The organism is Mesorhizobium sp. M2D.F.Ca.ET.226.01.1.1 (assembly GCF_004022705.2).
GTDB lineage: Bacteria > Pseudomonadota > Alphaproteobacteria > Rhizobiales > Rhizobiaceae > Mesorhizobium.
Map to the genome: position 1 here is coordinate 134,277 of NZ_RZOY02000005.1, position 25,696 is coordinate 159,972.

General features: G+C 63.7%; 26 protein-coding genes. 15 read left to right on the forward strand and 11 right to left on the reverse strand.

What is annotated here, in order from left to right:
- The first annotated feature begins 2 nt into the window (after positions 1–2).
- From EN869_RS13295 to EN869_RS13315, 5 genes are all read left to right on the forward strand, one after another.
- On the forward strand, positions 3–1,253 hold the full coding sequence (locus EN869_RS13295; RefSeq protein WP_167507031.1) for a VWA domain-containing protein: 1,251 nt from the start codon (positions 3–5) through the stop codon (positions 1,251–1,253).
- A 70-nt stretch (positions 1,254–1,323) separates the two neighbouring features.
- A complete protein-coding gene (locus tag EN869_RS13300) occupies positions 1,324–1,662 on the forward strand; it encodes an XdhC family protein (protein ID WP_127226125.1) in 339 nt (112 codons plus the stop codon).
- A 6-nt stretch (positions 1,663–1,668) separates the two neighbouring features.
- A complete protein-coding gene (locus EN869_RS13305; protein ID WP_127226126.1) occupies positions 1,669–2,373 on the forward strand; it encodes an XdhC family protein in 705 nt (234 codons plus the stop codon).
- Positions 2,370–3,986: a molybdopterin-binding/glycosyltransferase family 2 protein gene (locus EN869_RS13310; protein WP_127226127.1), complete on the forward strand. Its 1,617-nt coding sequence runs from the start codon at positions 2,370–2,372 to the stop codon at positions 3,984–3,986. Before EN869_RS13305 ends, EN869_RS13310 begins: the two co-directional genes overlap by 4 nt.
- A gap of 33 nt (positions 3,987–4,019) precedes the next feature.
- Positions 4,020–4,901, forward strand: coding sequence for an alpha/beta fold hydrolase (locus EN869_RS13315; RefSeq protein WP_127226548.1), 882 nt, complete (start codon positions 4,020–4,022; stop codon positions 4,899–4,901).
- A gap of 57 nt (positions 4,902–4,958) precedes the next feature.
- Here EN869_RS13315 and EN869_RS13320 read toward each other — a convergent pair whose 3' ends face one another.
- The gene (locus tag EN869_RS13320) at positions 4,959–6,008 is read right to left on the reverse strand and encodes a DUF1176 domain-containing protein (protein WP_127226128.1); all 1,050 of its coding nucleotides are present in this window, start codon (positions 6,006–6,008) and stop codon (positions 4,959–4,961) included.
- A 142-nt stretch (positions 6,009–6,150) separates the two neighbouring features.
- On the opposite strand from EN869_RS13320, the gene EN869_RS13325 reads away from it, so the two are divergent.
- Positions 6,151–6,657: a DUF1993 family protein gene (locus EN869_RS13325; protein WP_127226129.1), complete on the forward strand. Its 507-nt coding sequence runs from the start codon at positions 6,151–6,153 to the stop codon at positions 6,655–6,657.
- Positions 6,658–6,716: 59 nt separating this feature from the next.
- On the opposite strand, the gene EN869_RS13330 is transcribed toward EN869_RS13325, so the two are convergent.
- On the reverse strand, positions 6,717–6,881 hold the full coding sequence (locus EN869_RS13330) for a DUF1127 domain-containing protein (RefSeq protein ID WP_112098519.1): 165 nt from the start codon (positions 6,879–6,881) through the stop codon (positions 6,717–6,719).
- A gap of 338 nt (positions 6,882–7,219) precedes the next feature.
- Between EN869_RS13330 and EN869_RS13335 the strand changes: the two genes are divergently transcribed.
- The 3 genes from EN869_RS13335 (at position 7,220) to EN869_RS13345 (ending at position 10,220) form a co-directional block, all read left to right on the forward strand.
- Entirely contained in the window at positions 7,220–7,738 is a 519-nt protein-coding gene (locus tag EN869_RS13335; protein WP_167507032.1) for a hypothetical protein, read from the forward strand.
- Between the two features lie 108 nt (positions 7,739–7,846).
- Positions 7,847–8,914 (forward strand): aldo/keto reductase, encoded by a 1,068-nt coding sequence (locus tag EN869_RS13340; protein WP_127226130.1) that lies wholly within the window; start codon positions 7,847–7,849, stop codon positions 8,912–8,914.
- Between the two features lie 37 nt (positions 8,915–8,951).
- Positions 8,952–10,220 carry a cysteine desulfurase-like protein gene (locus EN869_RS13345; RefSeq protein ID WP_127226131.1) on the forward strand — a complete coding sequence of 423 codons (1,269 nt, stop codon included), beginning with the start codon at positions 8,952–8,954 and terminating at the stop codon, positions 10,218–10,220.
- A 1-nt stretch (position 10,221) separates the two neighbouring features.
- Here EN869_RS13345 and EN869_RS13350 read toward each other — a convergent pair whose 3' ends face one another.
- Genes EN869_RS13350 through EN869_RS13370 form a run of 5 tightly spaced genes read right to left on the reverse strand, consistent with a single transcriptional unit; the run spans position 10,222 to position 15,306 of the window.
- Positions 10,222–11,250, reverse strand: coding sequence for a histone deacetylase family protein (locus tag EN869_RS13350; protein WP_127226132.1), 1,029 nt, complete (start codon positions 11,248–11,250; stop codon positions 10,222–10,224).
- Positions 11,251–11,252: 2 nt separating this feature from the next.
- Positions 11,253–11,753, reverse strand: coding sequence for a GNAT family N-acetyltransferase (locus tag EN869_RS13355; RefSeq protein ID WP_127226133.1), 501 nt, complete (start codon positions 11,751–11,753; stop codon positions 11,253–11,255).
- A gap of 3 nt (positions 11,754–11,756) precedes the next feature.
- A complete protein-coding gene (locus tag EN869_RS13360) occupies positions 11,757–12,266 on the reverse strand; it encodes a DUF523 domain-containing protein (RefSeq protein WP_127226134.1) in 510 nt (169 codons plus the stop codon).
- Positions 12,267–12,289: 23 nt separating this feature from the next.
- Positions 12,290–13,657, reverse strand: coding sequence for an aspartate aminotransferase family protein (locus tag EN869_RS13365; protein WP_127226135.1), 1,368 nt, complete (start codon positions 13,655–13,657; stop codon positions 12,290–12,292).
- A complete protein-coding gene (locus EN869_RS13370; RefSeq protein ID WP_127226136.1) occupies positions 13,654–15,306 on the reverse strand; it encodes a N,N-dimethylformamidase beta subunit family domain-containing protein in 1,653 nt (550 codons plus the stop codon). The genes EN869_RS13365 and EN869_RS13370 overlap by 4 nt, the downstream gene beginning before the upstream one ends.
- A gap of 150 nt (positions 15,307–15,456) precedes the next feature.
- Between EN869_RS13370 and EN869_RS13375 the strand changes: the two genes are divergently transcribed.
- The 3 genes from EN869_RS13375 (at position 15,457) to EN869_RS13385 (ending at position 16,700) form a co-directional block, all read left to right on the forward strand.
- The gene (locus EN869_RS13375) at positions 15,457–15,705 is read left to right on the forward strand and encodes a ParB N-terminal domain-containing protein (RefSeq protein WP_042644583.1); all 249 of its coding nucleotides are present in this window, start codon (positions 15,457–15,459) and stop codon (positions 15,703–15,705) included.
- Positions 15,706–15,815: 110 nt separating this feature from the next.
- Positions 15,816–16,211 (forward strand): GFA family protein, encoded by a 396-nt coding sequence (locus EN869_RS13380; RefSeq protein WP_127226137.1) that lies wholly within the window; start codon positions 15,816–15,818, stop codon positions 16,209–16,211.
- 276 nt (positions 16,212–16,487) lie between these two features.
- Positions 16,488–16,700: a hypothetical protein gene (locus EN869_RS13385; protein ID WP_127226138.1), complete on the forward strand. Its 213-nt coding sequence runs from the start codon at positions 16,488–16,490 to the stop codon at positions 16,698–16,700.
- A gap of 119 nt (positions 16,701–16,819) precedes the next feature.
- On the opposite strand, the gene EN869_RS13390 is transcribed toward EN869_RS13385, so the two are convergent.
- Complete coding sequence (locus EN869_RS13390; RefSeq protein WP_127226139.1) at positions 16,820–17,752, reverse strand: hypothetical protein; 933 nt, start codon at positions 17,750–17,752, stop codon at positions 16,820–16,822.
- A 202-nt stretch (positions 17,753–17,954) separates the two neighbouring features.
- Here EN869_RS13390 and EN869_RS13395 point away from each other — a divergent pair, with 202 nt between their 5' ends.
- The 3 genes from EN869_RS13395 (at position 17,955) to EN869_RS13405 (ending at position 20,971) form a co-directional block, all read left to right on the forward strand.
- Positions 17,955–18,827 (forward strand): undecaprenyl-diphosphate phosphatase, encoded by an 873-nt coding sequence (locus tag EN869_RS13395; protein WP_127226140.1) that lies wholly within the window; start codon positions 17,955–17,957, stop codon positions 18,825–18,827.
- A 48-nt stretch (positions 18,828–18,875) separates the two neighbouring features.
- Positions 18,876–19,661, forward strand: a complete 786-nt coding sequence (locus EN869_RS13400) for a phosphodiester glycosidase family protein (protein ID WP_127226141.1) — start codon at positions 18,876–18,878, stop codon at positions 19,659–19,661.
- A gap of 155 nt (positions 19,662–19,816) precedes the next feature.
- Positions 19,817–20,971 carry a GH25 family lysozyme gene (locus EN869_RS13405; RefSeq protein ID WP_127226142.1) on the forward strand — a complete coding sequence of 385 codons (1,155 nt, stop codon included), beginning with the start codon at positions 19,817–19,819 and terminating at the stop codon, positions 20,969–20,971.
- A 207-nt stretch (positions 20,972–21,178) separates the two neighbouring features.
- Here EN869_RS13405 and EN869_RS13410 read toward each other — a convergent pair whose 3' ends face one another.
- The 3 genes from EN869_RS13410 to EN869_RS13420 form a co-directional block, all read right to left on the reverse strand.
- Positions 21,179–21,391, reverse strand: a complete 213-nt coding sequence (locus tag EN869_RS13410) for a type II toxin-antitoxin system HicB family antitoxin (protein ID WP_127226143.1) — start codon at positions 21,389–21,391, stop codon at positions 21,179–21,181.
- 30 nt (positions 21,392–21,421) lie between these two features.
- Complete coding sequence (locus EN869_RS13415) at positions 21,422–21,802, reverse strand: VOC family protein (RefSeq protein WP_127226144.1); 381 nt, start codon at positions 21,800–21,802, stop codon at positions 21,422–21,424.
- 78 nt (positions 21,803–21,880) lie between these two features.
- Complete coding sequence (locus tag EN869_RS13420; protein ID WP_127226145.1) at positions 21,881–25,657, reverse strand: vitamin B12-dependent ribonucleotide reductase; 3,777 nt, start codon at positions 25,655–25,657, stop codon at positions 21,881–21,883.
- Positions 25,658–25,696: the final 39 nt, after the last annotated feature.

Consider the following 25,696-nt stretch of genomic DNA (forward strand, 5'->3'; position numbering starts at 1 on the left):
CGATGCCCGTGCCGAGCCCGGAACCCAGAGAGGCGACCGCCGATGGGCGCATCGCCGACAACATCGTCTATTTCGCTCGGGCGCTGCGCAAGGCAGGCATGCGCGTCGGCCCGGCCTCGGTGAAGGACGCCATCGAGGCAGTCCTTGCCGCCGGCATCGGCTCGCGCGACGATTTTTACTGGACGCTGCATGCGGTGCTGGTCTCGCGGCACGAGGACCATCCGGTCTTCGACGAGGCCTTCCGTCTGTTCTGGAAATCGCGCGAGCTGATCGAGAAGCTGCTGGCGATGTTTTCGCCGGTTGCGCCGGACACAAGCGAAAAGCAGAAGCCCCGGACGGCGGAAAACCGCGTCAGCCAGGCGATGTTCGAGGGCCATCAGAAGAACCAGCCTGTGCGCGAAGTGCCCGAGATCGAGATCGACGCGCGGCTGACCTTTTCCGGCAATGAGGTGCTGCGGGCCAAGGATTTTGCCCAGATGGACGCCGGCGAGATGGCGGAGGCCAAGAAGGCGATCGCGGCCTTGCGGCTGCCCTTCGACCTTGTCCGCACGCGGCGCTTCAAGGTGGACGCGCAGGGGCGCCGCATCGATCCGCGCGCCATGATGCGCTCGGCCGCGCGCACCGGCGGCGAGCTTGTCCTGCCGAAATTCCGCTCGCAGCGCGAAGTGCATCCGCCGCTGGTCGTGCTGGCCGACATTTCAGGCTCGATGAGCCAGTACACGCGCATCTTCCTGCATTTCCTGCATGCGCTGACCGAGAAGCGCCGGCGCGTGCATGCCTTCGTCTTCGGCACGCGGCTGACCAACCTGACCCGCCAGATGCGCCACCGCGATCCCGACGAGGCGTTGGCCGAATGCTCGGCCGCGGTGCAGGACTGGTCGGGCGGCACCCGAATCGGCGACACGCTCGCCGAGTTCAACCGGCTGTGGTCGCGGCGCGTGTTGGGGCAGGGCGCCGTCGTGCTTCTCATCACCGACGGGCTGGAGCGCGACGACGTCACCGGCCTGTCGGAGGAGATGGAGCGGCTGCATAAATCCTGCTGGCAGTTGATCTGGCTCAATCCGCTTTTGCGCTTCGACGGCTTCGAGGCGCGGGCCCGCGGCGTCAAGGCGATGCTGCCGCATGTCGACGAGTTCCGCGCGGTGCATAATCTGGACGCGCTGGCCGATCTTTGCGCCTCGCTCGACCAGCGGCCGGCGGCTTCGGTCGATCCGCGCCGCTGGCTGCGAACTGGCGACAGGCGCGCGGCGTAGCCATATGTTTTGCAGCCATATATTTCTTGGGAATGTTCCCCGGGAAAAACCGACTTTGTGAGAAGCGGAGATGGATGAGAGCATTTATCTCGATGAGGCCCGCGATCCGCTGATCATCGCGGAGGGCTGGATGAAGGAGGGCAAGGATGTCGCCATCGCGACCGTGGTCGAGACCTGGGGTTCGGCGCCGCGTCCGGTCGGCAGCCATCTTGTCATCGACGCCGAAGGGAACTTCCATGGCTCTGTCTCGGGCGGCTGTGTCGAGGGCGCCGTAGTGACCGAGGCGATCGACGTGATCGGCTCGGGCAAGGCCAGGATGCTGGAGTTCGGCGTTGCCGACGAAACCGCCTGGCAGGTGGGCCTTTCCTGTGGCGGCCGCATCAAGGTCTATGTCGAACGTCTGGGCTGATCATTCATGGATCCATACGTTCTCAAGACGCTGAACGAGGAACGCCGCTCCCGCCGCGCCGCGGTGCTTGTCACCGATCTCGGCGACGGGCGGGACCGCATCGTGCGCGAGGGCGACCCTGTCGCGGGCGATCTCGGAACGGCGATCACCAATGCGTTCCGCACCGGCAATTCGAGGTCGGTGGAGGCGGAAGGGCGGACTTTCTTCCTCAATGCGCATCTGCCGCGCCCGCGCCTCGTGGTGATTGGTGCCGTGCATATCAGCCAGGCGCTGGCGCCGATGGCCAGGATCGCCGGCTATCCGGTCGAGATCATCGATCCGCGCACCGCTTTCGCCACGCCGGAACGCTTTCCCGATGTCACGCTGCATGCCGAATGGCCGGAGGATGTGCTGAAGCGCGCGCCGCTCGACAGCTACACCGCGCTTGCCGCCGTCACCCATGATCCGAAGATCGACGATTTCGCGCTGAAAGCGGCGCTCGATGCCCGGTGCTTCTATGTGGGGGCGCTCGGCAGCCGCAAGACCCACGCCAAGCGTGTCGAACGCCTGCTGGCGCTCGGCGCAGGCGCCGATCAGATCGCCCGCATCCATGCGCCGATCGGCCTCGATATTGGTGCCGCCAGCCCGGCCGAGATCGCTGTCGCCGTCCTTGCGCAGACCATTCACGCCTTCCGCTCGCGCGGTCTCGAAGCCAAAGGCGCCGTGGCGTGAAATTCGGGCCGGTTCCGATTGATGAAGCGGAAGGCGCGGTGCTGGCGCATGCGACCGCCGCCGGGGAAAAACGGTTCCGAAAGGCGCACCGGCTGAGCGGCGAGGATGTCGCGGCGCTCAAGGCGGCGGGCATCGGTGAAGTCGTTGCGGCGGTTCTCGCCAAGGACGATCTCGGCGAGGATGCCGCCGCCGCAAAGATTGCCGCCGGCATGAGCCACCGCAATATCGAGGTGAAGCCGGCGGCGACCGGACGGGTGAACCTGCATGCGGCGGCCGCTGGCGTCTTCACCGTCGATGCCGCGATGATCGACGCCATCAACGCCGTCGATCCGGCCATCACCATCGCGACTCTGGCGCAGTACGCGCCGGTCGAGCAGGACCAGATGGTGGCAACGGTGAAGATCATTCCTTTCGCCGTCGCCGCAAGCCTGGTCGACAGGGTGGTGAAGATCTGCGCCGGCCGCGAGATCTTTGCCGTCAACACCTATCGCCCGAGCAATGTCGGCGTTATCCAGACTGTGCTTCCCGGCATCAAGCCCAGCGTGCTCGACAAGACGCTGCGCGTCACCGAGGCGCGGCTGGCGCGCTCAGGCGGCCGGCTGACGGCCGAGCGGCGCACGCCGCATGAGGTGGCGCCGGTCGCGGCGGCCGCATCCGCGCTGGCGCGCGACAATGACATGGTGGTGATCTTCGGCGCGTCGGCGATGAGTGATTTCGCCGATGTCGTGCCGGCCGCGATCGAACGCGCAGGCGGTACCGTCATCCGCGCGGGCATGCCGGTCGATCCCGGCAATCTCCTGGTGCTGGGAACACTGGACGGCAAGCGCGTCGTCGGCGCGCCTGGCTGCGCGCGCAGCCCGAAGGAGAACGGCTTCGACTGGGTGCTCGATCGCCTGATTGCCGGGCTCGATGTAACGGCGGGCGATATTGCCGGCATGGGCGTCGGCGGGCTTCTGATGGAAATCCCGACCAGGCCGCAGCCGCGGGAACCGGCGCCGCAGCCGGCAAGGTCGGCGGCGAAAGTCGATATCGTGCTTCTGGCCGCCGGCCGTTCGAGCCGCATGGGCGGGCCGAACAAGCTTCTCGCACTGTTCGACGGCGAGCCGTTGGTGCGCCGCACCGCCGCCCGGGCGTTGGGCTCGAAGGCGGCCAGCACCATCGTCGTCACCGGCCATCAGCGCGAGCGCGTGCGTTCCGCGCTAGCCGGCCTCGAGGTGAAACTCGCCGACAATCCGGATTTCGCCGATGGTCTCGCATCGTCGTTGAAAGCAGGCATTGCCAAAGTCGCGCCCGACGCGGCGGGCGCGATGATCGTGCTCGGCGACATGCCGGGCGTTTCGTCGAAGGACCTCGACAGCCTGATCGACGCGTTCCGCCGCTCCGGTGGTCATGCCGTGGTGCGCGCCTCGCACCAGGGCAAGCGCGGCAACCCGGTGCTTTTGCCGCGATCGCTTTTCGCGGCGGTTGCACAACTTGAGGGCGATACCGGCGCGCGCCATCTGGTCGAAGCCGAGGGTCTCGACGTCATCGATGTCGAGATCGGGCAGGGCGCCTCGATCGATGTCGATACGCGCGAGGCGGTGGAAGGCGCGGGCGGCGTCCTGCAGGATTGACAAACCGAAGCTGAATTTCGCATGCCTCTCGGCATGTCTTTCCGCTTCCTCTTCGCCCTGCTCGTTGCAACCGGTCTTGCCGTCCAGGCTGCTCATAGCCAGACGCTTTCGCTAAAACCGTTCAAGGACGACCTCTTCGCCTATCCGGCGGCGCTGTCCACCGGCGATAACGGTGCCTACACGGTGCTCGACTATCATGAGATGCGCGACATCAACCAGCGCGACGAGGTACCGGAAAAGCGTGTGCGCGCCCAATATACCGACCCCGGCGTGCGCAAGGTGCAGCAGGATCTGATGCTGAAGTCCGATGCCGGCGATATCAGGCACGTCGCGGTCGGCAAGACGCAAGGCGCTTCGATCATCGTGCTCTACCTGCATGGGCAGGGCGGCAGCCGCAAGCAGGGCGTCGACGACTTCACCTTCGGCGGCAATTTCAACCGCATCAAGAACCTGATGGCCGCGAACAACGGCCTCTATTTATCGCCGGATTTTCCCGATTTCGGCGACAAGGGCGCGGCACAGGTGGCCGCGTTGATCGATCACTATGCGCAGCAATCGCCGGGCGCGAAGATCTTCGTCGCCTGCGGCTCGATGGGCGGCATGATCTGCTGGAAGCTTGCCGCGCGAAATGACACGGGCGGCCGCATCAATGGCCTGCTGCTGCTCGGTTCGCTCTGGGACGACAGCTTTTTGACCAGCCCTGCCTTCAAGCGCCGCGTGCCGGTGTTCTTCGGACAAGGCAGCCATGACGTGGTTTTTCCGGTGGAGAAACAGGAAGCCTTCTTCCGCTCGATCCTCGCCAGGAAGTCATATCCGACCCGGTTCGTGCGCTTCGAGACCGGCACGCATGGCACGCCGATCCGCATGGTCGATTGGCGCGGCACGCTGAACTGGATGCTGACGAAGGCGCCCTGAAGCGCGTCGCATCTGAACCGCTGCGCACTTTTGCGCGACATGCATTAATGCTCGGTGTCAGGGCGCGGTGTTGTAATCGATGATCGTCTGCGGATTGATTTCGCCGTCGTAAGACGCATCGACGTCGTACTGGACGAGCGAGAAATCGCCGTTGCGGAACAGATAGGTTCCCGATGACGAGGCATCGCCGACACCGCGCCATTTGTCGGATGTGGTGATGGTTTTTGTGTTCTCGTCATAGTCCGAGTTGGTCGCCCAGCCGCTGGTCTTGAAACCGATGATGTGGATCGACTCGACCTTGCCTTCGCTGTTGTTGTTCTCATAGCGGATGTCGAGTTCCGGCTCGGTGAACTGCAATTGGGTCACGCCGTTGACATCGTCGGCGATGTAATAGACCGCGGTTTCGTTATAAGCGGCCATCGAACAGAAGAAGCGGAACAGCCGCGTCTCGCGCTCCGGATCGCTGGGCTGAGCGTCCTTGTCCTTGTAATGGATGGAATGAGCCTCGGGCTCGCCGATCGGCTTACCGTCCGGATTCTCCTTGTCGCACTGGCCGCCATAGGTGGCGAGAAACGCCTTCTTGGCCTGCTCCAGCGCTTCGTCCCTCTGCGGTGGCGGGGGGCCGTCGCCACAGCTTGCTGGCACGGCGCTGTCGAAATCCTCGGTCGACGGCTTAAGCGCGCCCTTGTCGATGAAGATCGGCTGGAAGGGCGGCTCCTGGATCTGCGCATTGACCTGGCGCACCGTGTAGCAGCCGGCGAAAACCTTGGCCTCGCCCTTCTTGTCGGTCGCCTGGATGGCGACCGGTACACTGTAATAGATGCTGCCGGCGGCACCTTCTTCCGATACGGCGCCTGTCTTGACGTCGACAGCGTCGGTGCCGTCGTAACCCTTGACGAAGGTGTTGAAATCCTTTGCCGGCTTAGTATCGCCGAAATATCCCCAGGCGCGTGCGAATTCGTGGCGATTGATGGCGCTGTAGAGCGAGCGGATGACTGCGTCGGCCGTGGACCTGTCATCGATATAGGGGGCGTCGGCTGCGAGCGCCGACTGGCCGATACTGATGAGAGAGAACAAGGCAGCCGCAGCGAGAAGGACAAGTCTCATCGGGAATCTCCGCTCGATAACGAAAATACTACCATCGCGATTGCGGCGGCGCGGTGACGCGGAGGCATGAACGCTTGAAGAATCGTGGCCGGAGGCGCTAGGTCACGGCCCGCGGCGCTGGGGCCGCCTTGGGAGATTACCCGTGACCATTTCCATGTACGACATATCAGTGGGCGTCTTTTCCGCTCGGCTGAAGGCGCTGGCCAGCGTGCTGACGGCGGCGGAGCAGAATGCCGGCGAGCGCAAGATCGATCCGCAGGTGTTTCTGACGGCGCGGCTGGCGCCCGACATGTTCGCTTTGACGAGGCAGGTCCAGATCGCCACCGACCATGCCAAGGGCGCGCCGTCGCGGCTCGCCGGCCGCGAGGTGCCGAGATACGAGGACAATGAAGCGAGCTTCGCCGAGCTGCAGGCTCGAATCGCCAAGACGCTCGATCTTCTGGCGTCATTCTCGACGGCCGATCTGGAAGGATCAGAGGACAGGGCGGTCCAGGTGAGGCTCGGCGGGCGCGAAACCACGCTGCCCGGCCTGCAGTACCTGCTGCATGTGGCAATGCCGAATTTCTACTTCCACATCACCACGGCCTACGACATCCTGCGCCACAATGGCGTGCCGCTTGGCAAGCAGACTTTCCTCGGAAATCGCTGACTTTTGAACGGCTTGGAGGTTTCCCAGCAGCCCGGGAAACCTCTTTGGTTCAGCTCAGTTCAGCGGATCGACATTTCGCGCGCGATGCGTGGAAAATCCGCTGGCTTGATGCCGATATCGGCGCGGTCGGTGTTGCTCATCGCGTTCAGAAGCGCGAGCGCCGCGCGGTAACGCTGGTGTTCCTGCGGCCTTGGCCGTGCGAACATTTCAGTGAAGAACCCCATGACTCAATAGCCCCTATTGGTCCTCCCGACCTCAGAATATAATCGATTTGCTAAAATTGTGCAGTGCAGCAATTGCATGGCTGCTATGCCGAACAAATTTTTTCCGCCGATATTGATTTTTCGTGAAACTTTTCGGCAGGCTTAACCGTAGGCACCATGCCGGCTCATGGCTGGCTTTTTCCTCGCCACTCCTGGCGACCTTGCCGGACTGCACGAGATGCAGTCCGGCTTTTTATTCGATGTGGCCGGAGTCTTTTCGGGGTCTAAAACCGGCAATTGTTAAATATCGCCAGAATTCATTTTTAACGAGAGCGTCCTATGTTCAGCGGCATCAATGCATGCCGTCACCACAGGAGGAGGCTGAGATCGGCACCGGGAACAAGCTCGATTTCGCTTCGTTGCTCGACGACCTGATCGTCGCTTCGGAGAAAGGCGAGGAAGAGGGCGCCCGGCCGTCCATCCCATTCGACTATCTGTCGGTTGCCGACGAACTGCATTCCGGCCGCATCAAGGTCGCCGGTGAAAGCGTCGCCGCCGAATACCGCGAGGCTGGCGCCGACCTCGCAGCGGAGTTCGCGGCGCTTCTCGACCAGGCGAAACTGGCGCTCGCCGGCGAAGAGCACCGGCCGGAGGAAAAGCTGCCGCCGATCGATCCCGAAGCGATCGCCGGCGAGCTCGGCCTCGACCGTCCGGCCAAGAATGCCGATTTCGGCCGCATTCGCCGCAACTTCGCCTTTGTCAACCACCCGGACCGGGTCGCGCCGCATCTGCGCCAGCGCGCCATGATCCGCATGCAGGTTGCCAACATGCTGATCGATGAGGCGAAGCGGCGGGCTTTGGCAGCCACCCGTCGATAACAGTCACGCAAAAGTCGAAGACAGCGGGCTTGGAGAACCCCAAGCCTTTGCTTTATGCTTGGCTTTCCTCCCCGCGCCGCCGCGCAAACCTTCCGCCGGAGACATTTCATGCAAAAACGCCGCCTCGGTCGGACCGATCTTTTTGTTTCGCAAATCTGCCTCGGCTCGATGACTTGGGGTCAGCAGAACACCGAGGCCGAAGGCCATGCGCAGATGGATCTGGCTTTCTCGCGCGGGGTGAATTTCATCGACACGGCCGAGCTTTACTCGATTCCGCCCAAGGCGGAGACGCAGGGGCGGACCGAAAGGATCATCGGCAGCTGGATGAAGGCCAACCGCAACCGCGACAAGGTCATCCTTGCCTCGAAGGTGGTCGGCCGCACCGCCAACACATGGTTCCGGGGCGACCGTCCGTCGAAGCTGGTGCGCGCCGATATTTTCGACGCGGTCGAGAAATCGCTGGCAAAGCTCGGCACCAACTATATCGACCTCTATCAGATCCACTGGCCGGACCGGGACATTCCGTGGGGCTCGAATCCGACACGCGTCGGGGCGCCGGCGCGCCGGGCCGACGCCGCACCTGTGCCTGATGGCGAGACGCCAATTGCCGAGACGCTCGCCGTCTTCGAGGAACTGGTGAAAGCCGGAAAGATCCGCCATCTCGGCCTCTCGAACGAAAGCTCCTGGGGCGTCATGCGCTTTGTCTTCGAGGCCGAGAAGGGGACCGGCCCACGCGTCGCGTCGCTGCAGAACGCCTACAACCTCGTCAACCGCACTTTCGAGGTGAACCTCGCCGAGGTTTGCGAGCGCGAGCAGATCGGGTTCCTTCCCTATTCGCCGCTGGCCCAGGGCTACCTCACCGGCAAATACAATCATGGCGCGCGGCCGCAAGGTTCGCGCTCGCAGCTCTTCAATCGCGGCCAGCGCTACGAGACGCCGAATGCGGCGGAGGTGCTGCTGGAATATACCGAGCTGGCGCGCTCCTTCGGCATGGAGCCAGCGCTGTTTGCCAACGCCTATGTGACGAGCCGGCCCTTCGTGACCTCGAACATCGTCGGCGCGACCAGCGTCGCGCAGCTCGATATGGCGCTGTCCTCGGCCGACGTCACCTGGACGGAGGAGATGCAAAAAGCGGTCGACGCCGTCCACCAGCGCGTCGGCAATCCGTGCCCGTGATCGGAAATCGTTGAGGAAAGACAAGGGGAGGGAGACGATGGCAGATTTTCCGATCGAGGCCGTGCGCGGCAAATTTCCGGCACTTTCGCTGACCGACAAAGGGCGCCGCCGCATCTATCTCGACAATCCCGCCGGCACGCAGGTGCCGCAAGCGGTGGCGGATGCGGTGTCGCACTGCCTGCTCTCCACCAATGCTAACCTCGGCGGCTTCTTCGAGACCACGGTCGCGGCGCAGCGGGTGGTCGATGGAGCGCATGCCGCGATGGCCGATTTCCTCAACGCCGCCAGCCCCGAAGAAATCGTCATCGGCGCCAATATGACGACGCTGACATATCACATGTCGCGCACGCTCGGCCGCACGATGAAGGCCGGCGACGAGATCATCGTCACGCGCATGGACCATGAGGGCAATGTCTCGCCCTGGCTGCAGCTTGCCGAGGATCTCGGTCTTGTCGTGCGCTTCCTGCCCTTCGACGAGCAGAGCTGGCAGGTCGAGGAGGCAGCTCTCAAAGCGCTGCTTTCGGACAAGACGCGGCTCGTCGCGCTGAATTACGCCTCGAACCTCACCGGCTCGATCAACCGGGTGAAAGCGCTGACTGCAATCGCCAAGAAGGCCGGGGCGCTGGTCTATGTCGATGCCGTGCAGTTGGCGCCGCACGGGCTGATCGACGTGCAGGCGCTCGGCTGCGATTTCCTGATCTGCTCGGCCTATAAATTCTTCGGGCCGCATATGGGCATATTGTGGGGGCGCCGCGACGTTGTCGACGGTCTCAGGCCTTACAAATGCCGTTGCTCGTCCAACGGGTTGCCGGAGCGGTTCGCGCTTGGCACGCCGCAGATCGAGCTGATGGCCGGGCTGACGGCGGCAGTCGACTATTTTGCCGATCTCGGCGCCGCTGCCGGCGAGGGCGGATTGCGCCGGCAGCGGATCGCCAAGGCCTTCGAGGTGTCGATCGCCTACGAGAATGCGCTGGCCCGGCAATTGATCGAAGGTCTCTCAGATATCGAGGGTCTGATCATCCGCGGCATCACCGATCCGGAACGCCTTGCCGAGCGGGTGCCGACCGTTTCCTTCACGGTCGAGGGCATCGCGCCGGAAACGATCGTGCGGCAGATGAATGCCGAAAACATCTTCCTGTGGTCGGGCCACAATTACGCGTGGGAGATCGTCCATCAGCTGGGCATCCCGGCCGAGCAGGGCGTCGTGCGCATCGGCATTGCGCATTACAATACGGCAGCCGAGATCGAGGAGACGCTGGAAAGCGTGCACCGCGTGATCGCTATGCTGCGGCAGCAACGTTCCTGAGTTAGTCCTTCTTGCTGCCGAAACCGGTCAGGAAAGCGGTGAGATTGTCGCCGAGCGCATCGCAGAGATAGCCGCCTTCCTGGACGATGACGGTCGGCAGGCCAAGCCCGGCAATCGCTTCGCCGATGCGCGAGAAGCCGGGCGTCGTCACCGAAAGTCCGCCGAACGGATCGCCTTCGAACGCGTCGAGGCCCAGCGCCACGACCAGCGCTTCCGGCGCGAAGGCACGGATGCGCTGGAAGGCTGCGGCAAGCGCCTCGAGAAAGGCCGCGTCGCCGGATTTGCGCGGCAGCGGCAGGTTAAGATTGTAGCCGAGGCCGGGGCCTTCGCCACGCTCGTCCGCATAGCCCCAGAAGAAGGGGTAGAAGCGCACCGGATCGGCGTGCAGCGAGACGGTCAGCACATCGGGGCGGGCGTAGAAGATGCCTTGCGTGCCGTTGCCATGGTGCAGGTCGACATCGAGGATGGCGACGCGCGCGGCTTGTCTACGCAGCACCTGCGCCGCGACCGCCGAATTGTTGATGAAGCAGAAGCCGCCGGCCACGTCCACGAAAGCATGGTGGCCCGGCGGGCGGCAGAGCGCATAGGCCGAAGGCGCGCCCGCCATCACCTCCTCAGTGGCTTCCACCGCACTCCAGGCGCTCCACAGCGCGCTGTTCCAGGTCTCGGCCGAGATCGGGCAAGCAGTGTCGGCCATATGGTAGCCGGCCTGGCCGCCCGCCGAGGCGGGGTACGAGCCATTGCGAGCGATTGGATGGATGTTCGGGATGACTTCCGCCGAGGCGCCCTCAATGCGCTGCCAGCGCGAAAAAATGTGCTCGAGGAAGTCGAGATACTCGGGCGTGTGCACCGCCGCGATCGGGCCAAGCCCATGATTTTTTGGACCTTCCACCGTCAAGCCGGCCGATCTTGCGCCGGCTAATAATCGTTCGATTCGCTCCGGCTTTTCCGGGTTGGGCTGCGGGGCGCCGCTGGACAGGAAAGCTCTGGGATCGTGGCGTTTCTGCTCTTCGGCGTAGAAAGCTTTCATCGTCATTCCTCCCCGTCGGCAAAGGCGAAGAAAGCGTCGCCGACGATCTTCTGCACCTGCTCGTAACTCGACCAGCCGATGCCCAGTCTTTCGTAGAAGGCCTTGGCCGTTTCGTTGTCGGTGTCGACGGAGAGCCTTAGATAAACGCCGCCGGCGGCGCGGCACTCTTTGGCGACGCGCCGCAGCAGTTTTTCGCCGATGCGGCGGCCGCGGAAGCGATCCTCGACATAAAGGTCCTGCACATAGACGCCCGGACGGCCCATCCAGGTCGAGAAGATCGGGAAATGCAGGCAAAGCCCGGCGAATTCGCCGCTGACCTCGGCGATGAGCGTCGCGAAGGCAGGTTTTTCGCCGAAGCCGTAGCGGCGGAGATCGTCGGCGGTGGATTTGATCTCCTGATGTGCGCCGATATGGGTGCTGAGACGGAGCAGGGCGGCGTAGATCACTTCGACGTCGTCGATGGTGCCGGGGCGGAGCAGAAAGTCGGTGGCCTGCTGCCGCATCGGTCAGCCCGCATGTCCGGCGGTGTTGGAGCCAGTCAACAAATCGTCAAGCTCGCCGATCCTGTCTTCGGAAAAGACACGGATACCGTTTTCCTCGAGCAGCGCGGTGGTCGTGCCTTGGCCAGCCACGCGGGCCCCTGAAAAGCTCCCGTCATAAATAAAACTGCTGCCACAGGATGGGCTGCCATCCGTCAATACGGCATAGCGGCATCCGGTTTCCCGGGCGAGGTCGAGCGCCATCTGCCCGGCTTCGCGGTAAAGGTGGGTGACATCGCTGCCGGTTTGCTCGATCACTCTGCCATGGCCCTGCAGGACCGCATGGCCGTCAACCGCGCCCTGAATTTCCGCCGGCGGACGCGGCGTCGAAAAACCTGCCGCAACCTCTGGACAGATCTGCACGATCCGGCCTTCCGACTGCCACCGTGCCAATACGGGATGGTGGTCGAGCCGAAACGAGCCGTTGTAGCGCACCTTGCTGCCGAGCAGGCAGGTCGAGACAAGCACTCTCTCCATATCGGCTCCTCCTTGGCGAGGGCTCAGTGATTGACCGGCAGGTCAAGTTCGGCGGCCAGGGCCTCCAGCGTATCGCCAAGCACCGCGATAATCTCGCCAATCTGTTCGCGGGTTGTGATCAAAGGCGGGCAGACCATGAAATTATCACTCACCGGCCCGCCGCGCACGCGCCGCGAGTAGATGATGAGTCCGCGCTCGAAGGCCAGATCGATGAGCCGCAAATTGGCGTTGAGATTCTGTGGCAATGGTGTCCTGGTCAAGGTGTCGGCATAGAGCTCCGCGCCCATGAACAGCCCCTTGCCCCGCACGTCGGCAATGAAAGGAAAGCGACCCGACAACGCTTCGAGTTCGCCCCTCAGCACTTCGCCCATGACCGCGGAATTCTCGACCAGGCCAAGGCGGTCGACTTCGCCGAGAACGGCAACGCCGGCCGCGCAGGCGACGGGGTTACCGCCATAGGTGTGGCCATGCAGGAAGCCGCCGGCCGCAACGACCGGCCCGACGATCCTCTCTGTCGCGGCAAGCGCCCCCAAGGGCGCATAACCGGAGCTCAACCCTTTCGACAGTGCGACGATATCCGGCCGGCAGCTCCAATGGTCGCCGCCCAGGAACTCGCCGGTGCGTCCGATGCCGGTCATCACCTCGTCGTGGATCAGCAGGATGCCGTAGCGGTCGCAGATCTCGCGGATCCGGACAAAATAGCTGTCGGGCGGCACCAGTGCGGCGGTCGCCGCGCCGCCAATCGGCTCCATGATGAAGGCCAGGACGCTTTCGGGGCCTTGCTCCAGGATTTTTTCCTCAAGCATATCGGCGTAGCGGATGCCGCGCTCTTCCAGCGACAGATTATCTTGGTCGCGATGGACAAACGGGGCCGGCACCAACGGCATCGGCCTTCCGAGCGGGTCGAATGTCTTGGTCAGCACATCGTCGCCGGTGACGGCAAGCGTGCCGAGCGTGATGCCGTGATAAGAGGGCATGCGACCGATGATTTTCCAGCGCTTCTCCTGGCCTGTCGCGACCGCCCATTGGCGCGCGAGCTTGAGGCAGGCCTCGACCGCCTCGGAACCGCCGGAAACGAGATAAATGCGTTCGAGCCCGTTCGGAAGCCGATCGGCAAGCTCCCGCGCCAGCGCGACGGCCTGTTCGTTCTCGAATTGAAAGATGTAGGCGAAGCTAACGCGGTCGAGCTGCCGCTTCATCGCATCGATGACGTTGCTATTGCCGTGACCGACATTGACGTTGACCGCGCCGCTCGACCCATCGATGTAGCGGCGGCCGCTCTTGTCCCACAAATAGATGCCGTCGGCGCGATCCACCATCGGCTGGGGCCGGCGTGTGAAGTGGAATAGGTTCGGCCGGCTGACGGTTTCGACGGACTGCGCAGTGCTCATAGGCCCCTCTCGTCGCGGCCGAGATAGCGGTCGAGAACATTTTTGGTCACGCGTTCGACCATCGCGTCCTGCCTTAGCAGGCCGGCGACCCATTCGCAGCTTCCGGCGTGGAACACCTCGCCCTTGCCGCGCGGGAAATTGACGATCATGCCGTTGCCGCGCTTGACCTTGTCGAGATTGGCGTCGCTTGCCTCGCCGAACAAGGTCTCGGCGGTGAAGCGGCCATCCTCGTCGGTGAGGAACTGGTCCTCGATCGGGATATCGGCGCTTTCCTCGACCTGGCTCGCCATGCCGACGGCCAGCACGTGCAGGCCGTCCGGCGCGCCGCTCTGCGCCGTCGGGTAGGGCAGGCCGCTGCGAATCTCGAAATCGAGCCCGTCGACCTCATAGCCATAGACATGGCTGTCGGCGCCAAGCAGGTCGCCATAGTAGATGCCGGTGCCGGCAAAGGCCCAATGCTCGGGACGGTAGACGGGAAAGCCGCGCACGCCGCGCGGCGCGCAGCCGCCCCAGCCGGCATAGACGCCCCTGGTGGCGTTGAGCCCGAAGGTTGCGCTGCCCGGGCGGCCGATCTCGGGTGCTTCCCAGGAGTTGGTGGCGCGGGTGACGTCGCCGGCGCGATAGGCGGGATCTTCCGCCCGCGCCTTGTATTTGTAGCAGACCTGGCGGCGGCCCTCGTCCTCCAGTCTCGTCTGCCACATGAAATTGCCGGCGAACCGCGCCGCATGGCCGCCATGCTCGACGTAATTGTCGACAGCGTCGCGCATCTCCCAGGTCCAGTATTCGTCATGGCCGACGAAGACGACACAGTCATAGCCGTTGAGAATCTCGGGCGAAAAATGGAGTTCGTGCTGGCTCGCCAGGTCGATCTGATAGCCGACGCGCTCGGCGAAGCGGAAGAAATGGCTGTCATAGCTTGCCCAGCCGGAAGAGGCGTATTTCTTCGAATGTCCCGTGGCGAACGCCCATTCCATATGCGGATAGCGCGGCACGGTTTTCGGCAGCACGGCGACTTCCAGCGGCACGCGCGGCGCCTCCTTGGGCAGCACCACGAAGCCGCGGCACCAGGGGCGCTGCGTCGATACCATGGTGGCGTACTGATCGCGCTTCGGGCCGGTGATGCCCTGATAGTGGTTCGAACCGCCCCAGGTGTTGTAGGCGAGCCAGGTGCCGGTCGCGGCGACCTGCAGCAGGCGGCCGGGTTTTTTGCCGGGCAGCGGCGCGACGATAAAGAGGTGGTGGCTGTGGATCGGCCTGCCGTCGCGACCTTCCGCCGAAAGCGTGACCCGATAGCCGCCGGATGGCCAGTCGTCGCCGACGCGGAACTCAAACGACGCTTCCCAGCCGCAGCCTTCGACCGAGCATTGGTCGGGCGTGTGCTGCCAGCGTGCCGACAGGCCGGTCCTTTCGAAGATATTGGTCTCGGTGGCACCGTCGCGGATGATGGCGATGCCGAATTGCGGCGCCGTCGAGCTCACATGGAGCGTCACCGTCTCGCCCGGACGGTAGGAAAAGCGGTCGCTGTAGCCCCAGATTTCACCTCGCTCACCATCCATGCCCGGCCATTCGTAATAATGGCCGCGCACCGCCTCGCGGCGCTGTTCGGGCGTCAGCCCGAAATCGGGAAATTCGGTGGGCAGTTGCGTCAAGGAACACCTGAGATCACGAAGCCGTCATTGAGACCATCGGCCGGCCAAGCGTCAAATGGAAAGCATCGGGCCAGCAGGCGCTTGCGCTTGGCGATATCCGGCAAACGGACTATTTCAACTTCGGGCGACGTTCCAACGCCGGGAGCCGACATGCTGCGGGTACAAAAGGTCAAGGTCGACGACATCTACGTGCCGACGGCGCGGCGCAAGACGCTGCATCCCGAAACCGTGCGCCATCTTGCCGAGGACATACTGGAGAACGGCATGAAGACGCCGATCCAGGTGCGGCATGACGGCAAGCGCCACATACTGGTCGAGGGGCTGCACCGGCTAGAAGCCGCCAAATGGCTGGGCGAGACGATGATTGACGCCTATCTCGTCCAGGCCAAGCGCCATTGATCTGGTCGGTGCCCATCACCTCAACCGATCGCATCCGATCAATGTTTTTTGTTTGACCCAATCATGCCGGCCACTACCTTGCCGGCATTTCCTCTAAACGGGTGTCGGTGATGACGAAATATGAGGGCGGGTGCCTGTGCGGCGCGGTGCGTTACAAGGCCGAGGTCGCGCCGATCAACGAGCGCGTCTGCCATTGCCGGATCTGCCAGAAGGCAATCGGCGCGGCCTTCAATGCCCGCCTGCTCTTCCGCATCGACGATGTGACCATCGAGGGGCCGGTGGCGACGATCAATTCCACGCCTGACCTCCAGCGCGGCTTTTGCCCGGTCTGTGGCACGACGATGTTCTCGCGGCGCGATTCCAGGGGCATTCTCGGCGTCACATCCGGCTCGCTCGACGACCCGTCGCTATTCAAGCCCGACATGCATTTCTGGACCGGCTCGAAGCAACCCTGGCTGATGCTCGACGACGGCCTGCCGCAATATGAAGGCACGCCGCCGGCGTAGCACTTTTCCTTCTCCCCTTGTGGGAGAAGGAAACCGAGCGAAGCTCGGTCGGATGAGGGGTGCTCCAGGGAAAGCCAGCGTCTCACTCCGCTGGAACACCCCTCAACCGTCTCGGCGCTATCGCGCCGGTCCACCTTCTCCCACAAGGGGAGAAGGAAGAATGCCTGCACAAAAATTTCATCTTCGATTCACGAGATAGCCGGCAAAGCGTCATTGGCGGGCCATCATTGGCTGCCTATCTAAGCGTCATGCGGGCAGGCATCGAGGAGGCGACGGATGAGCGAGAGCATCAACACCCTGGACGAGCTTTTGAACGACCCGATGATCCAGCTCGTGATGGCGCGCGACCGCGTGCGCCCGGCCGAGTTGCGCCTGCTTCTGGAACAGGCGCGCGACAGGGCCGGCGACGATTCCCGCATCGACCAGGCTTCGGTGCCGCCCGCGCATGTCGTGGCAAGAAGCTGCCTTAGGCAGTGGCTGTACCGCTGAGGCAGCTCAAGAGCGTTTCACCGTTTCAAGGAAAGGGCAAACCGCTCTATCTTTTTGCTTTGACGCAATTCCTGACGGAAAAACCGCTCACACTTTTCCTGGAATTGCTGGAAAAATGGTCAGCTCGAATACGCAGGCAGGTAAGCGTAGTGGTTGCGTAGATAGGCGAGCTTGAAGCCTAGCCGATCGTAGTTGCGATAGGCCGGTCCGTCGCGGTCGGGGAGCGGCGCCTCGATATCGGCGACAAACAGCTTCGCGCCGGCGGCGATGCCGTCGCGAACCAGCCGCTCCCCAAGCATGGCATCAAGATCGAAGCTCGGCGCCATGATGCCGGGCACCGGCGCGTCGATGCCGCTCCAGGCGGCGCCGTCAGGGCCGATGAAAAGCGAGCGCACCGCGGCGACCGCGCCCTTGCGTTTCAGCATGTAGTGATGCCAGCCCTTACGGCCGACAAGCGCCGTCAGCCACGGCGTGGTGGGAAGCCTGTATTTGCCATCGATGAAAGAAGCCCAATCCGAAGCTGTCCCGGGCGTGACCTCCTCGACCCCCAGATCGTCGACCGGGATGAGTGGGTCGGCCGGGAAGAGCGGTTCGGCCGCCAGCGGCGTCGCGTCGCGGAAAATGCGTTCCCAGCCGCCCTGGTGCTGCAGGCCGCGCGCTTCCAGCCAGCACCTCAGTCGCGACGGCTCGGTGTGCGGATTGGTATAGAACCACGGCCGCCTGATGCCGGCATCGCGGTAATGCGCGAGCAGCGCGTCGAGCTGAGCCTCTGACACCGGGCTGTCGACACCGATGTTCTTCACGCAGTTGAAATGGATGAACGGGATTGTCGTGCAGGTGGTCCAGACGAGGTCGCCGTCCCTTGAGATCGACAGCCCGTGTCGCGCAGCGAAATCCTTGGGCGCCGCCTCGTAGAGATCGAGCCAGGCAGCGACTTCGGCGTGCTCGATGGCACGGCTTATCTCGCGCGATACCTCCTCGATCGCGATTTCCGGGACATGCGTTTGCGGCGGCGCGACGGGCTCGAGTTCCGAGAGGGCGGCAGTCGACATGATGATGTTCCTCCGATTGCCTTACAGTGTAAGATTAGCACAGAATAATATGACGACGCCGGTTGTCAAGCAGGATTAGCGGCACCTTACAAATCCGTGAGTTGGAATCACGCTATCGTGAGGCTAAGCCTGTCCTAGGGCTTTCGAATGACGATTCACTTTTGCCCCGGGCAAGGGCCGGGGCGCTGGGAAAAGGATTGAGATGACCGACGTCTGCACTCAAGGGTTGGATACCGGCTTTGTCGGCCTGGGTTATGCCAAGGTGGCGTTCCTGGGCATCGTGCAGGGCATCACCGAATTGTTGCCGATCTCGTCGACGGCGCATATGCGCATCGTGCCGGCCGTGCTCGGCTGGCAGGATCCCGGATCGGCCTTCTCCGCCGCCATGCAGCTGGCGGCGCTGGCGGCGGTGGTCAGCTATTTCTGGAGCGATGTCAGGGACGTTGTGTTCGGCTCGCTGTCGGCGATCTCGCGCCGCGATTTCAGCGACCGCTATTTCCGCCTCGCGACCAGCATCGTGCTTGCCACCGTGCCGATCATCATAGCGGGCCTCGCGCTTTCCGGCGTCCTCAACGCCTGCAACTCGCCTTTGCGCGGTCTGGTGGTCATTGGCTGGGCCTGTATCGCCATGGCGATCCTCTTGGCGCTCGCCGAGATCTTCGCCAGCCACAAGCTCGTGCTGCGCCAGGCATCGATCCTTGACGCGCTGCTGGTGGGCGTCGCCCAGGTCGGCGCGCTTATTCCGGGCGTCTCGCGCTCGGGCTCGACGCTGACGGCGGCGATGGGGCTGGGTTTCGCCCGGCCCGAGGCGGCGCGGCTTTCCTTCCTGCTCGGCATTCCCGCAATCGCGCTCGCAGGCCTGAAGGAGATCTGGGAGCTGCACAAGGTGCATCTCGACGCGCATGGCTGGTCGGTCCTGGCCGTCGGCCTGATCGTCGCCTCGATCTCGGCCTTCTTCGCCATTTGGGGGCTGATGCGGGTGCTCGAACGCTTTTCTGCCTGGCCGTTCGTCATCTATCGCGGCCTGCTCGGCGTGGTGCTGCTGATCAGCGTCGCCGCCGGCTGGCTCACCTAGAGGCCTTCCGTTATCCGCTATATCGACAGTTGATCCTCGGGTGGGCTGATGGATCTCGTGACCCTGCTGCAATCGGTACCCTTGCTGGTGACGCTGGTGAAATCGGCGGTGCCCGCGGCCGTCGGCGCCGGGATGGGCCTTGGCCAATGGCTGGCGGCGCTGCCGCCCTGCCGCAACCAGACTTTCGAGAACGCGACCTATCTCGTCTGCGAGACCGATCCGAAGCATTTTTCCATCGAGCTGTTCTGGAAGAACAAGGATGGCGAACTCTACCGGTCGCTGCACAATTTGCGCAGCGCGCAGCAGGCGGCCGGGCGCACCATGCTCTTCGGCATCAATGCCGGCATGTATCATCCCGACCTCGCGCCGGTCGGGCTCTATGTCGAACGCGGCGAACAGGTCACCCCGGCCAAGACCGGATCGGGAACCGGCAATTTCTCCATGCAGCCCAACGGCATCTTCTACCTCAGCGCCGGCAAGGCCGGCGTGCGTGCGACCAAGGACTATCTGAAGCGACCGCCGCTTGTCGACTACGCCACGCAGTCCGGGCCGATGCTGGTCATCGACGGCAAGCTGCATCCGAAATTCCAGGCCGACGGCACCTCGCGCAAGATCCGCGACGGCGTGGGCGTGCGCGCCGATGGCGTGGCGGTCTTCGCGATATCGGACGATGCCGTGACCTTTCACGAATTCGCGCGGCTGTTCCGCGACCAGCTCGGCTGCCCGAACGCGCTTTTCCTCGATGGTTCGATTTCGAGCCTCTATGCACCCGCGATCGGCCGCAATGACGATTTCTGGAATCTCGGGCCGATGATCGGCGTGTTCAGGCGCTGACCGGCAACCTCTTCGGCAACCGTCGCGAATCGCCCGGTCCGATCAAAGGTAAATTTTGATTCAAACTTTGTTGGTAATTTCTCGTTAGGAATGGCCTGATTGTCCGGCGGCGCCGTTCCTGCCTTCGGTCTGTTTTGTATTGCGTACAGGTCAAGATGCGGATTTCAGGGGTCGTCGGTTTCCTATTTGCATCGCTTTGCCTTGCCGGCTGCTCGTCCACGTCGGGCGTCGATGCCATGCAGATGCCGTCCAGCGAGACGACGAGCTCGGTTGTGCGGCCGAGCGCTTCGGTGCCGAAGGGCGTGAGGACCGCCGCGACGGAGAAAACCGTCGAGACCGCGTCGATGTCGGGCGCTTCACGTTTCAAGCCGCCGGCGCCGCTGCTCGACGAGGGGAATGCCAGCCCGGACGCGGGCGCCAGCGACGAGAATTCGCGCCTTGGCGACGAGAACTCGCGCCCGTTCGGTCTTGCCGAGGAGGAGACGGTGAACTTCCCGCCGCAGGGTCTCCCGGACAGCGTCGAGCCGCCGGTGCAGGAGGCCGCGCTTGTCTCGCCGCCGAAGCGGTTGTCGCGCGCGGCGCCCGCCATGCTTGCCGGCCCGGTCACCCGCTATGCGTTCCGCGACGCCAAGCCGATCAATTTCGGCCGCGCCTCGCCGCGCCATCTGGCCGTGCACGGCGTCGACGTGTCGCGCTGGCAGGGCGACATCAACTGGGGCAAGCTGCGCGCCCAGGGCGCCAACTTCGCCTATATCAAGGCGACCGACGGCGGCGACCATCTCGACCCGATGTTCATGAAGAACTGGCGTAACGCCGATGCCGCGGGGCTGAAGCGGGGCGCCTATCATTTCTTCTACTGGTGCCGCACCGCCGGCGAGCAGGCCGACTGGTTCATCCGCAACGTGCCGAAGGTCGACGGCGCGCTGCCGCCGGTCATCGACGTCGAGTGGAACGGCGACTCTTCGTGCACACGCAAGCCGTCGCGCGAAAAAGTGCTGGAGAAGATGCAGGTGTTCATGGACAAGCTTGAGCGCCATTACGGCCAGCGCCCCATCATCTACACCAGCCCTGACTTCTATCGCGACAATTTGCGCGGCGCCTTCCCGGACTACCCGTTCTGGCTGCGCGCGGTGGCGGCGCATCCCTCGAAGGTCTATCCGGGCCGCAAATGGCTGTTCTGGCAGTATTCCGGCTCCGGCCTGTCGCATGGCGTCACGGGACGCATCGACCTCAACGTCTTCCGCGGCGACGAGCGGCAATGGCGCGCATGGCTGGGCGGCGGCGGGCAGATGATGGCCGACGCGGATTGAGCGCGTCTTTACCTTCTCCCCTTGCGGGAGAAGGTGGCCGCGAAGCGGCCGGATGAGGGGTGTTCCAGCTTGACGGAAACCTTTGCCAGCTGGGGGTACTGCAGCAAGGATCGCTAGCGTCTCACTCCGCTGGAACACTTCTCATCCGTCTCGGCGCTAACGCGCCGATCCACCTTCTCCCGCAAGGGGAGAAGGAGAGGGCGCGCTTCACTCGTGCGCCTCAACATACTTCGCCACGGCTTCGGGCTCGGGTACCTCAAACCCGTCAGCGCGCAGGCCTTCGATGTGAAAGCGCATTGCTTCACGGATTGCGATCTTCACATCCGCCGTCGTGGCGCCGGTTGGAATGCAGCCCGGCAGGTCCGGCACATATGCAGAAAACTTGTCTCCGGCTTTTTCGATGATCACAGCATAAAGCATTGCACTATGTCCTTGCCTACCAGTCGAGGCTCAGGCCTTCGCCGCCTCGTTGATCATCGCCTCGATGTTATAACCATCGGGATCGAGCACGAAGCAGGCGTAGTAGTGCTCCGCATAATCCGGCCGCGGACCGGGCGCGCCATTGTCGGTGGCGCCCGCCTCGAGCGCCGCACGATGAAACGCATCGACCTCCGCCTTGCTCTTCACCCGGAAGGCGACATGCAGATGGGTGAGCGGCGGTGTCTCACCCGTGCTCTGGATCTCGAACAGGCAGCCATTGCCGACATCGAAGGCCCAGAAGATGCCTTCCTTGCCGAAGGCGAGGCTGTAGCCCAGGGGGGCAAAAGCCTTTTCGTAGAAGAGCTTGCTCTTACCCAGGTCGCTCACTTCGATGGTGATGTGGTCGATCATCTTGTGCTCGGTGATCGTCTACGCAAATCGGCCCGATCTTGCGACCGGGCCGATAATGTTACGTCTAGGTTTCAGATATCAGCTGCACCCGCTCGTGCTTCCACACGTGTCGCACTTCTCGCAAGTGCCGTTCCGCACCATGGTGAAGTTGTGGCACTCGGAGCATTCGTTGCCGGTGTAGCCCTGTAGCAGCGACTGCTGGCGCCTTGTCGCGGCGAGCTTCTTCGCCTCGGCCGCTTCGTTGGCGGCGGCATCGGTGAAGAGCGCCTCCGCGCCACCGGCGGCTTCGGCTTCCTGTTCCACCATTTCCTCGGCCAGTTCCCTGGCGCGCTCCTCATAGTCGCGCTTGTAGGCGAGCGCTTCGTCGCTGGCCGGCTTCAGCGCCAGCACGTTGGAGCCGGCGAAGGCGGTCGGTGCGGCGCGGGCAGGGGCCGTCGTCGGGGCCGAGCCGCCAAAACCCTTCGGGTCTGAACCGGCAGCCGAGACCAGCTTCACCGGCGAGGCGCCGCGATAGAGGCCCTTGGAGAAGGGCGTCGCCTTGCCTTCGGTGATGCCGCGGCCGAGCGCCGTCTTGTCGAAGTCCGACTGGTCGACATGGGCGAGGTCGTGGCGGCCGAGATAGGAGACCGCAAGCTCGCGGAACACGTAGTCGAGGATCGACGTGGCATTCTTGATCGCGTCGTTGCCCTGCACCATGCCGGCCGGCTCGAATTTGGTGAAGGTGAAGGCCTCGACATATTCGTCGAGCGGCACGCCATATTGCAGGCCGAGCGAGATGGCGATGGCAAAGTTGTTCATCATGGCGCGGAAGGCAGCACCTTCCTTGTGCATGTCGATGAAGATCTCGCCGAGACGCCCGTCGTCGAACTCGCCGGTCCGGAGATACACCTTGTGGCCGCCGACGACGGCCTTCTGCGTATAACCCTTGCGGCGGTTCGGCAGTTTTTCGCGGTCGCGGTAGAGACGTTCCACCACGCGCTCGACGATCTTTTCCGTCACCTGCACGGCGCGCTGCGCGGCGGGCGCTGCGATCAGCTGCTCGACCGCCTCGTCCTCGTCCTCCTCGCCATCGGCGAGCAGCGAGGCATTGAGCGGCTGCGACAGCTTCGAGCCGTCGCGATAAAGCGCGTTCGCCTTCAGCGCCAGCTTCCAGGACAGCATGTAGGCGTTCTTCGCGTCCTCGACGGTCGCCTCGTTCGGCATGTTGATGGTTTTGGAAATGGCGCCCGAGATGAAGGGCTGGGCCGCCGCCATCATCAGGATGTGGCTCTGGATCGACAGCGAGCGCTTGCCGATCTTGCCGCAGGGGCTGGCGCAGTCGAACACCGGCAGGTGCTCGGCCTTGAGGAAGGGCGCGCCTTCGAGTGTCATGGCGCCGCAGACATGGATGTTGGCGACGTCAATGTCCTTCTTCGAGAAGCCCAGCGCCGGCAGCATCTCGAACGAGACGTCGCCGAGTTGCTCGTCGGTGAAGCCGAACGTGTCCTTCACCCAGTCGGCGCCGAGTGTCCATTGGTTGAACACGAACTTGATGTCGAAGGCCGACTTCAGCGCCGCGTTCAGCGCCGCGATCTTCTCGTCGGTGAAGCCCTTGGTCTTGAGCGAGGACGGGTTGATGCCGGGCGCCTGGTTGAGGTTGCCGTGGCCGACGGCGTAGGCCTCGATCTCGGCGATCTGGCTCTCGGAATAGCCCAGCGTGCGCAGCGCTTCCGGCACGGCGCGGTTGATGATCTTGAAGTAGCCGCCGCCGGCGAGCTTCTTGAACTTCACCAGGGCGAAGTCGGGCTCGATGCCGGTGGTGTCGCAATCCATGACCAAGCCGATCGTGCCGGTCGGCGCAATCACGGTCGCCTGCGCGTTGCGGTAGCCGTGCTCCTCGCCGAGCTCGATAGCGCGGTCCCAGGCGGCGCGGGCATGCTCGGCGAGCGCCGGCTGCTTCAGGTCGGAGGCGACCAGCGGCACCGGGTTGACGGCGAGCTTCTCGTAGCCGTCCTTGTCGCCGTAAGCCGCGCGGCGATGGTTGCGCATGACGCGCAGCATGTTCTGGGCGTTGCGGTCATAGTCCGGGAAGGCGCCGAGCTCGGCGGCCATTTCGGCCGAGGTCGAGTAGGCGACGCCGGTCATGATAGCGGTGAGCGCGGCGCAGATGGCGCGGCCCTCGTTGGAGTCATAGGGGATGCCCGAGGTCATCAGCAGGCCGCCGATATTGGCGTAGCCGAGGCCGAGCGTGCGGTAGTCGTAGGAAAGCTTGGCGATCTCCTTCGACGGGAACTGCGCCATCATCACCGAGATTTCGAGCACGACGGTCCACAGCCGAACGGTGTGCTCATAAGCGGCGATGTCGATCGTGCCGTCCTCCTTGCGGTAGGGTAGAAGGTTGATCGAGGCGAGGTTGCAGGCCGTGTCATCGAGGAACATGTATTCCGAGCACGGGTTCGAGGCCCGGATCGCACCGGCGGAGGCGCAGGTGTGCCAGTCGTTCATCGTCGTGTTGAAGTGCAGGCCCGGGTCAGCCGACGCCCAGGCGGCGTAGCCGATCTTTTCCCAGAGATCGCGCGCCTTCAGCGTCTTCAGCACCTTGCCGTCCTTGCGGGCGGTGAGCTGCCAGTCGCCGTCGGCTTCCACGGCACGCAGGAAATTATCCTTCAGCGACACCGAATTGTTGGAGTTCTGGCCGGAGACGGTGAGGTAGGCGTCCGAATCCCAGTCGGTGTCGTAGGTCTTGAACGACATCGAGGTGTAGCCCTGGCGGGCGAACTGGATGACGCGGTAGATGTAGTTCTCCGGCACGGCGTCCTTCTTGGCCGCCTTGATCTCGCGCTTCAGCGCGGTGTTCAGCGCCGGGTCGAAGCAGTCGTCGTCATGGCCTTCGCAATTGACGCAGGCCTTCATGATGGCTTCGAGGTGCTTCTTGACGATCTTCGAGCCGGTCACCAGCGAGGCGACCTTCTGCTCCTCATTGACCTTCCAGTCGATGAAGTCCTCGATATCCGGGTGGTCGGCGTCGACGATGACCATCTTTGCGGCGCGGCGCGTCGTGCCGCCCGACTTGATGGCGCCCGCCGCGCGGTCGCCGATCTTGAGGAAGCTCATCAGGCCGGACGAGCGGCCGCCGCCGGAAAGCTTCTCGCCTTCGCCGCGCAGCATGGAGAAGTTCGAGCCGGTGCCGGAGCCGTATTTGAACAGGCGCGCCTCACGCACCCATAAATCCATGATGCCGCCCTCGTTGACGAGATCGTCCTGCACGCTCTGGATGAAGCAGGCATGCGGTTGCGGATGCTCGTAGGCCGACTTCGACTTGGTCAGCTTGCCGGTGAAGGGATCGACATAGAAGTGGCCCTGGCTCGGGCCGTCGATGCCATAGGCCCAGTGCAGGCCGGTGTTGAACCACTGCGGCGAGTTCGGCGCAACGCGCTGGGTGGCGAGCATATAGGCCAGCTCGTCGCGGAAGGCGCGCGCGTCTTCCTCGGACTTGAAGTAGCCGCCCTTCCAGCCCCAATAGGTCCAGGTGCCGGACAGACGGTCGAAGACCTGGCGAGCGTCGGTTTCCGAACCGTAGCGCTCTGCCTCGGGCAGCTTGGCAAGCTCGGCCTCGTCGGCGATCGAGCGCCACAGGAAGGAGGGAACGTCGTTCTCCTCGACCTTCTTCAGCCGCGCCGGCACGCCGGCCTTGCGGAAATACTTCTGGGCCAGGATGTCGGCCGCGACCTGGCTGAACTGAGCCGGCACGTCAATGTTGTCCAGGCGGAACACCACCGAGCCGTCGGGATTCTTGATCTCCGACAGGGCCTTGCGAAATTCGATCTCCGCATAGGCTGACTGATCCGGCTTGGTGAAGCGACGCTCGATGCGCATTGGTCCGATCCCTTTGTGTCTACATATAGCGCCTTTCCC

Coding starts and splice junctions, on each gene's coding strand:
- EN869_RS13295 (WP_167507031.1), top strand. CDS start 3: ATGCCCGTGCCGAGCCCGGAACCCAGAGAGGCGACCGCCGATGGGCGC.
- EN869_RS13300 (WP_127226125.1), top strand. CDS start 1,324: ATGGATGAGAGCATTTATCTCGATGAGGCCCGCGATCCGCTGATCATC.
- EN869_RS13305 (WP_127226126.1), top strand. CDS start 1,669: ATGGATCCATACGTTCTCAAGACGCTGAACGAGGAACGCCGCTCCCGC.
- EN869_RS13315 (WP_127226548.1), top strand. CDS start 4,020: ATGTCTTTCCGCTTCCTCTTCGCCCTGCTCGTTGCAACCGGTCTTGCC.
- EN869_RS13320 (WP_127226128.1), bottom strand. CDS start 6,008: ATGAGACTTGTCCTTCTCGCTGCGGCTGCCTTGTTCTCTCTCATCAGT.
- EN869_RS13330 (WP_112098519.1), bottom strand. CDS start 6,881: ATGGGGTTCTTCACTGAAATGTTCGCACGGCCAAGGCCGCAGGAACAC.
- EN869_RS13335 (WP_167507032.1), top strand. CDS start 7,220: ATGCCGTCACCACAGGAGGAGGCTGAGATCGGCACCGGGAACAAGCTC.
- EN869_RS13340 (WP_127226130.1), top strand. CDS start 7,847: ATGCAAAAACGCCGCCTCGGTCGGACCGATCTTTTTGTTTCGCAAATC.
- EN869_RS13345 (WP_127226131.1), top strand. CDS start 8,952: ATGGCAGATTTTCCGATCGAGGCCGTGCGCGGCAAATTTCCGGCACTT.
- EN869_RS13350 (WP_127226132.1), bottom strand. CDS start 11,250: ATGAAAGCTTTCTACGCCGAAGAGCAGAAACGCCACGATCCCAGAGCT.
- EN869_RS13355 (WP_127226133.1), bottom strand. CDS start 11,753: ATGCGGCAGCAGGCCACCGACTTTCTGCTCCGCCCCGGCACCATCGAC.
- EN869_RS13360 (WP_127226134.1), bottom strand. CDS start 12,266: ATGGAGAGAGTGCTTGTCTCGACCTGCCTGCTCGGCAGCAAGGTGCGC.
- EN869_RS13365 (WP_127226135.1), bottom strand. CDS start 13,657: ATGAGCACTGCGCAGTCCGTCGAAACCGTCAGCCGGCCGAACCTATTC.
- EN869_RS13375 (WP_042644583.1), top strand. CDS start 15,457: ATGCTGCGGGTACAAAAGGTCAAGGTCGACGACATCTACGTGCCGACG.
- EN869_RS13380 (WP_127226137.1), top strand. CDS start 15,816: ATGACGAAATATGAGGGCGGGTGCCTGTGCGGCGCGGTGCGTTACAAG.
- EN869_RS13385 (WP_127226138.1), top strand. CDS start 16,488: ATGAGCGAGAGCATCAACACCCTGGACGAGCTTTTGAACGACCCGATG.
- EN869_RS13390 (WP_127226139.1), bottom strand. CDS start 17,752: ATGTCGACTGCCGCCCTCTCGGAACTCGAGCCCGTCGCGCCGCCGCAA.
- EN869_RS13395 (WP_127226140.1), top strand. CDS start 17,955: ATGACCGACGTCTGCACTCAAGGGTTGGATACCGGCTTTGTCGGCCTG.
- EN869_RS13400 (WP_127226141.1), top strand. CDS start 18,876: ATGGATCTCGTGACCCTGCTGCAATCGGTACCCTTGCTGGTGACGCTG.
- EN869_RS13405 (WP_127226142.1), top strand. CDS start 19,817: ATGCGGATTTCAGGGGTCGTCGGTTTCCTATTTGCATCGCTTTGCCTT.
- EN869_RS13410 (WP_127226143.1), bottom strand. CDS start 21,391: ATGCTTTATGCTGTGATCATCGAAAAAGCCGGAGACAAGTTTTCTGCA.
- EN869_RS13415 (WP_127226144.1), bottom strand. CDS start 21,802: ATGATCGACCACATCACCATCGAAGTGAGCGACCTGGGTAAGAGCAAG.
- EN869_RS13420 (WP_127226145.1), bottom strand. CDS start 25,657: ATGCGCATCGAGCGTCGCTTCACCAAGCCGGATCAGTCAGCCTATGCG.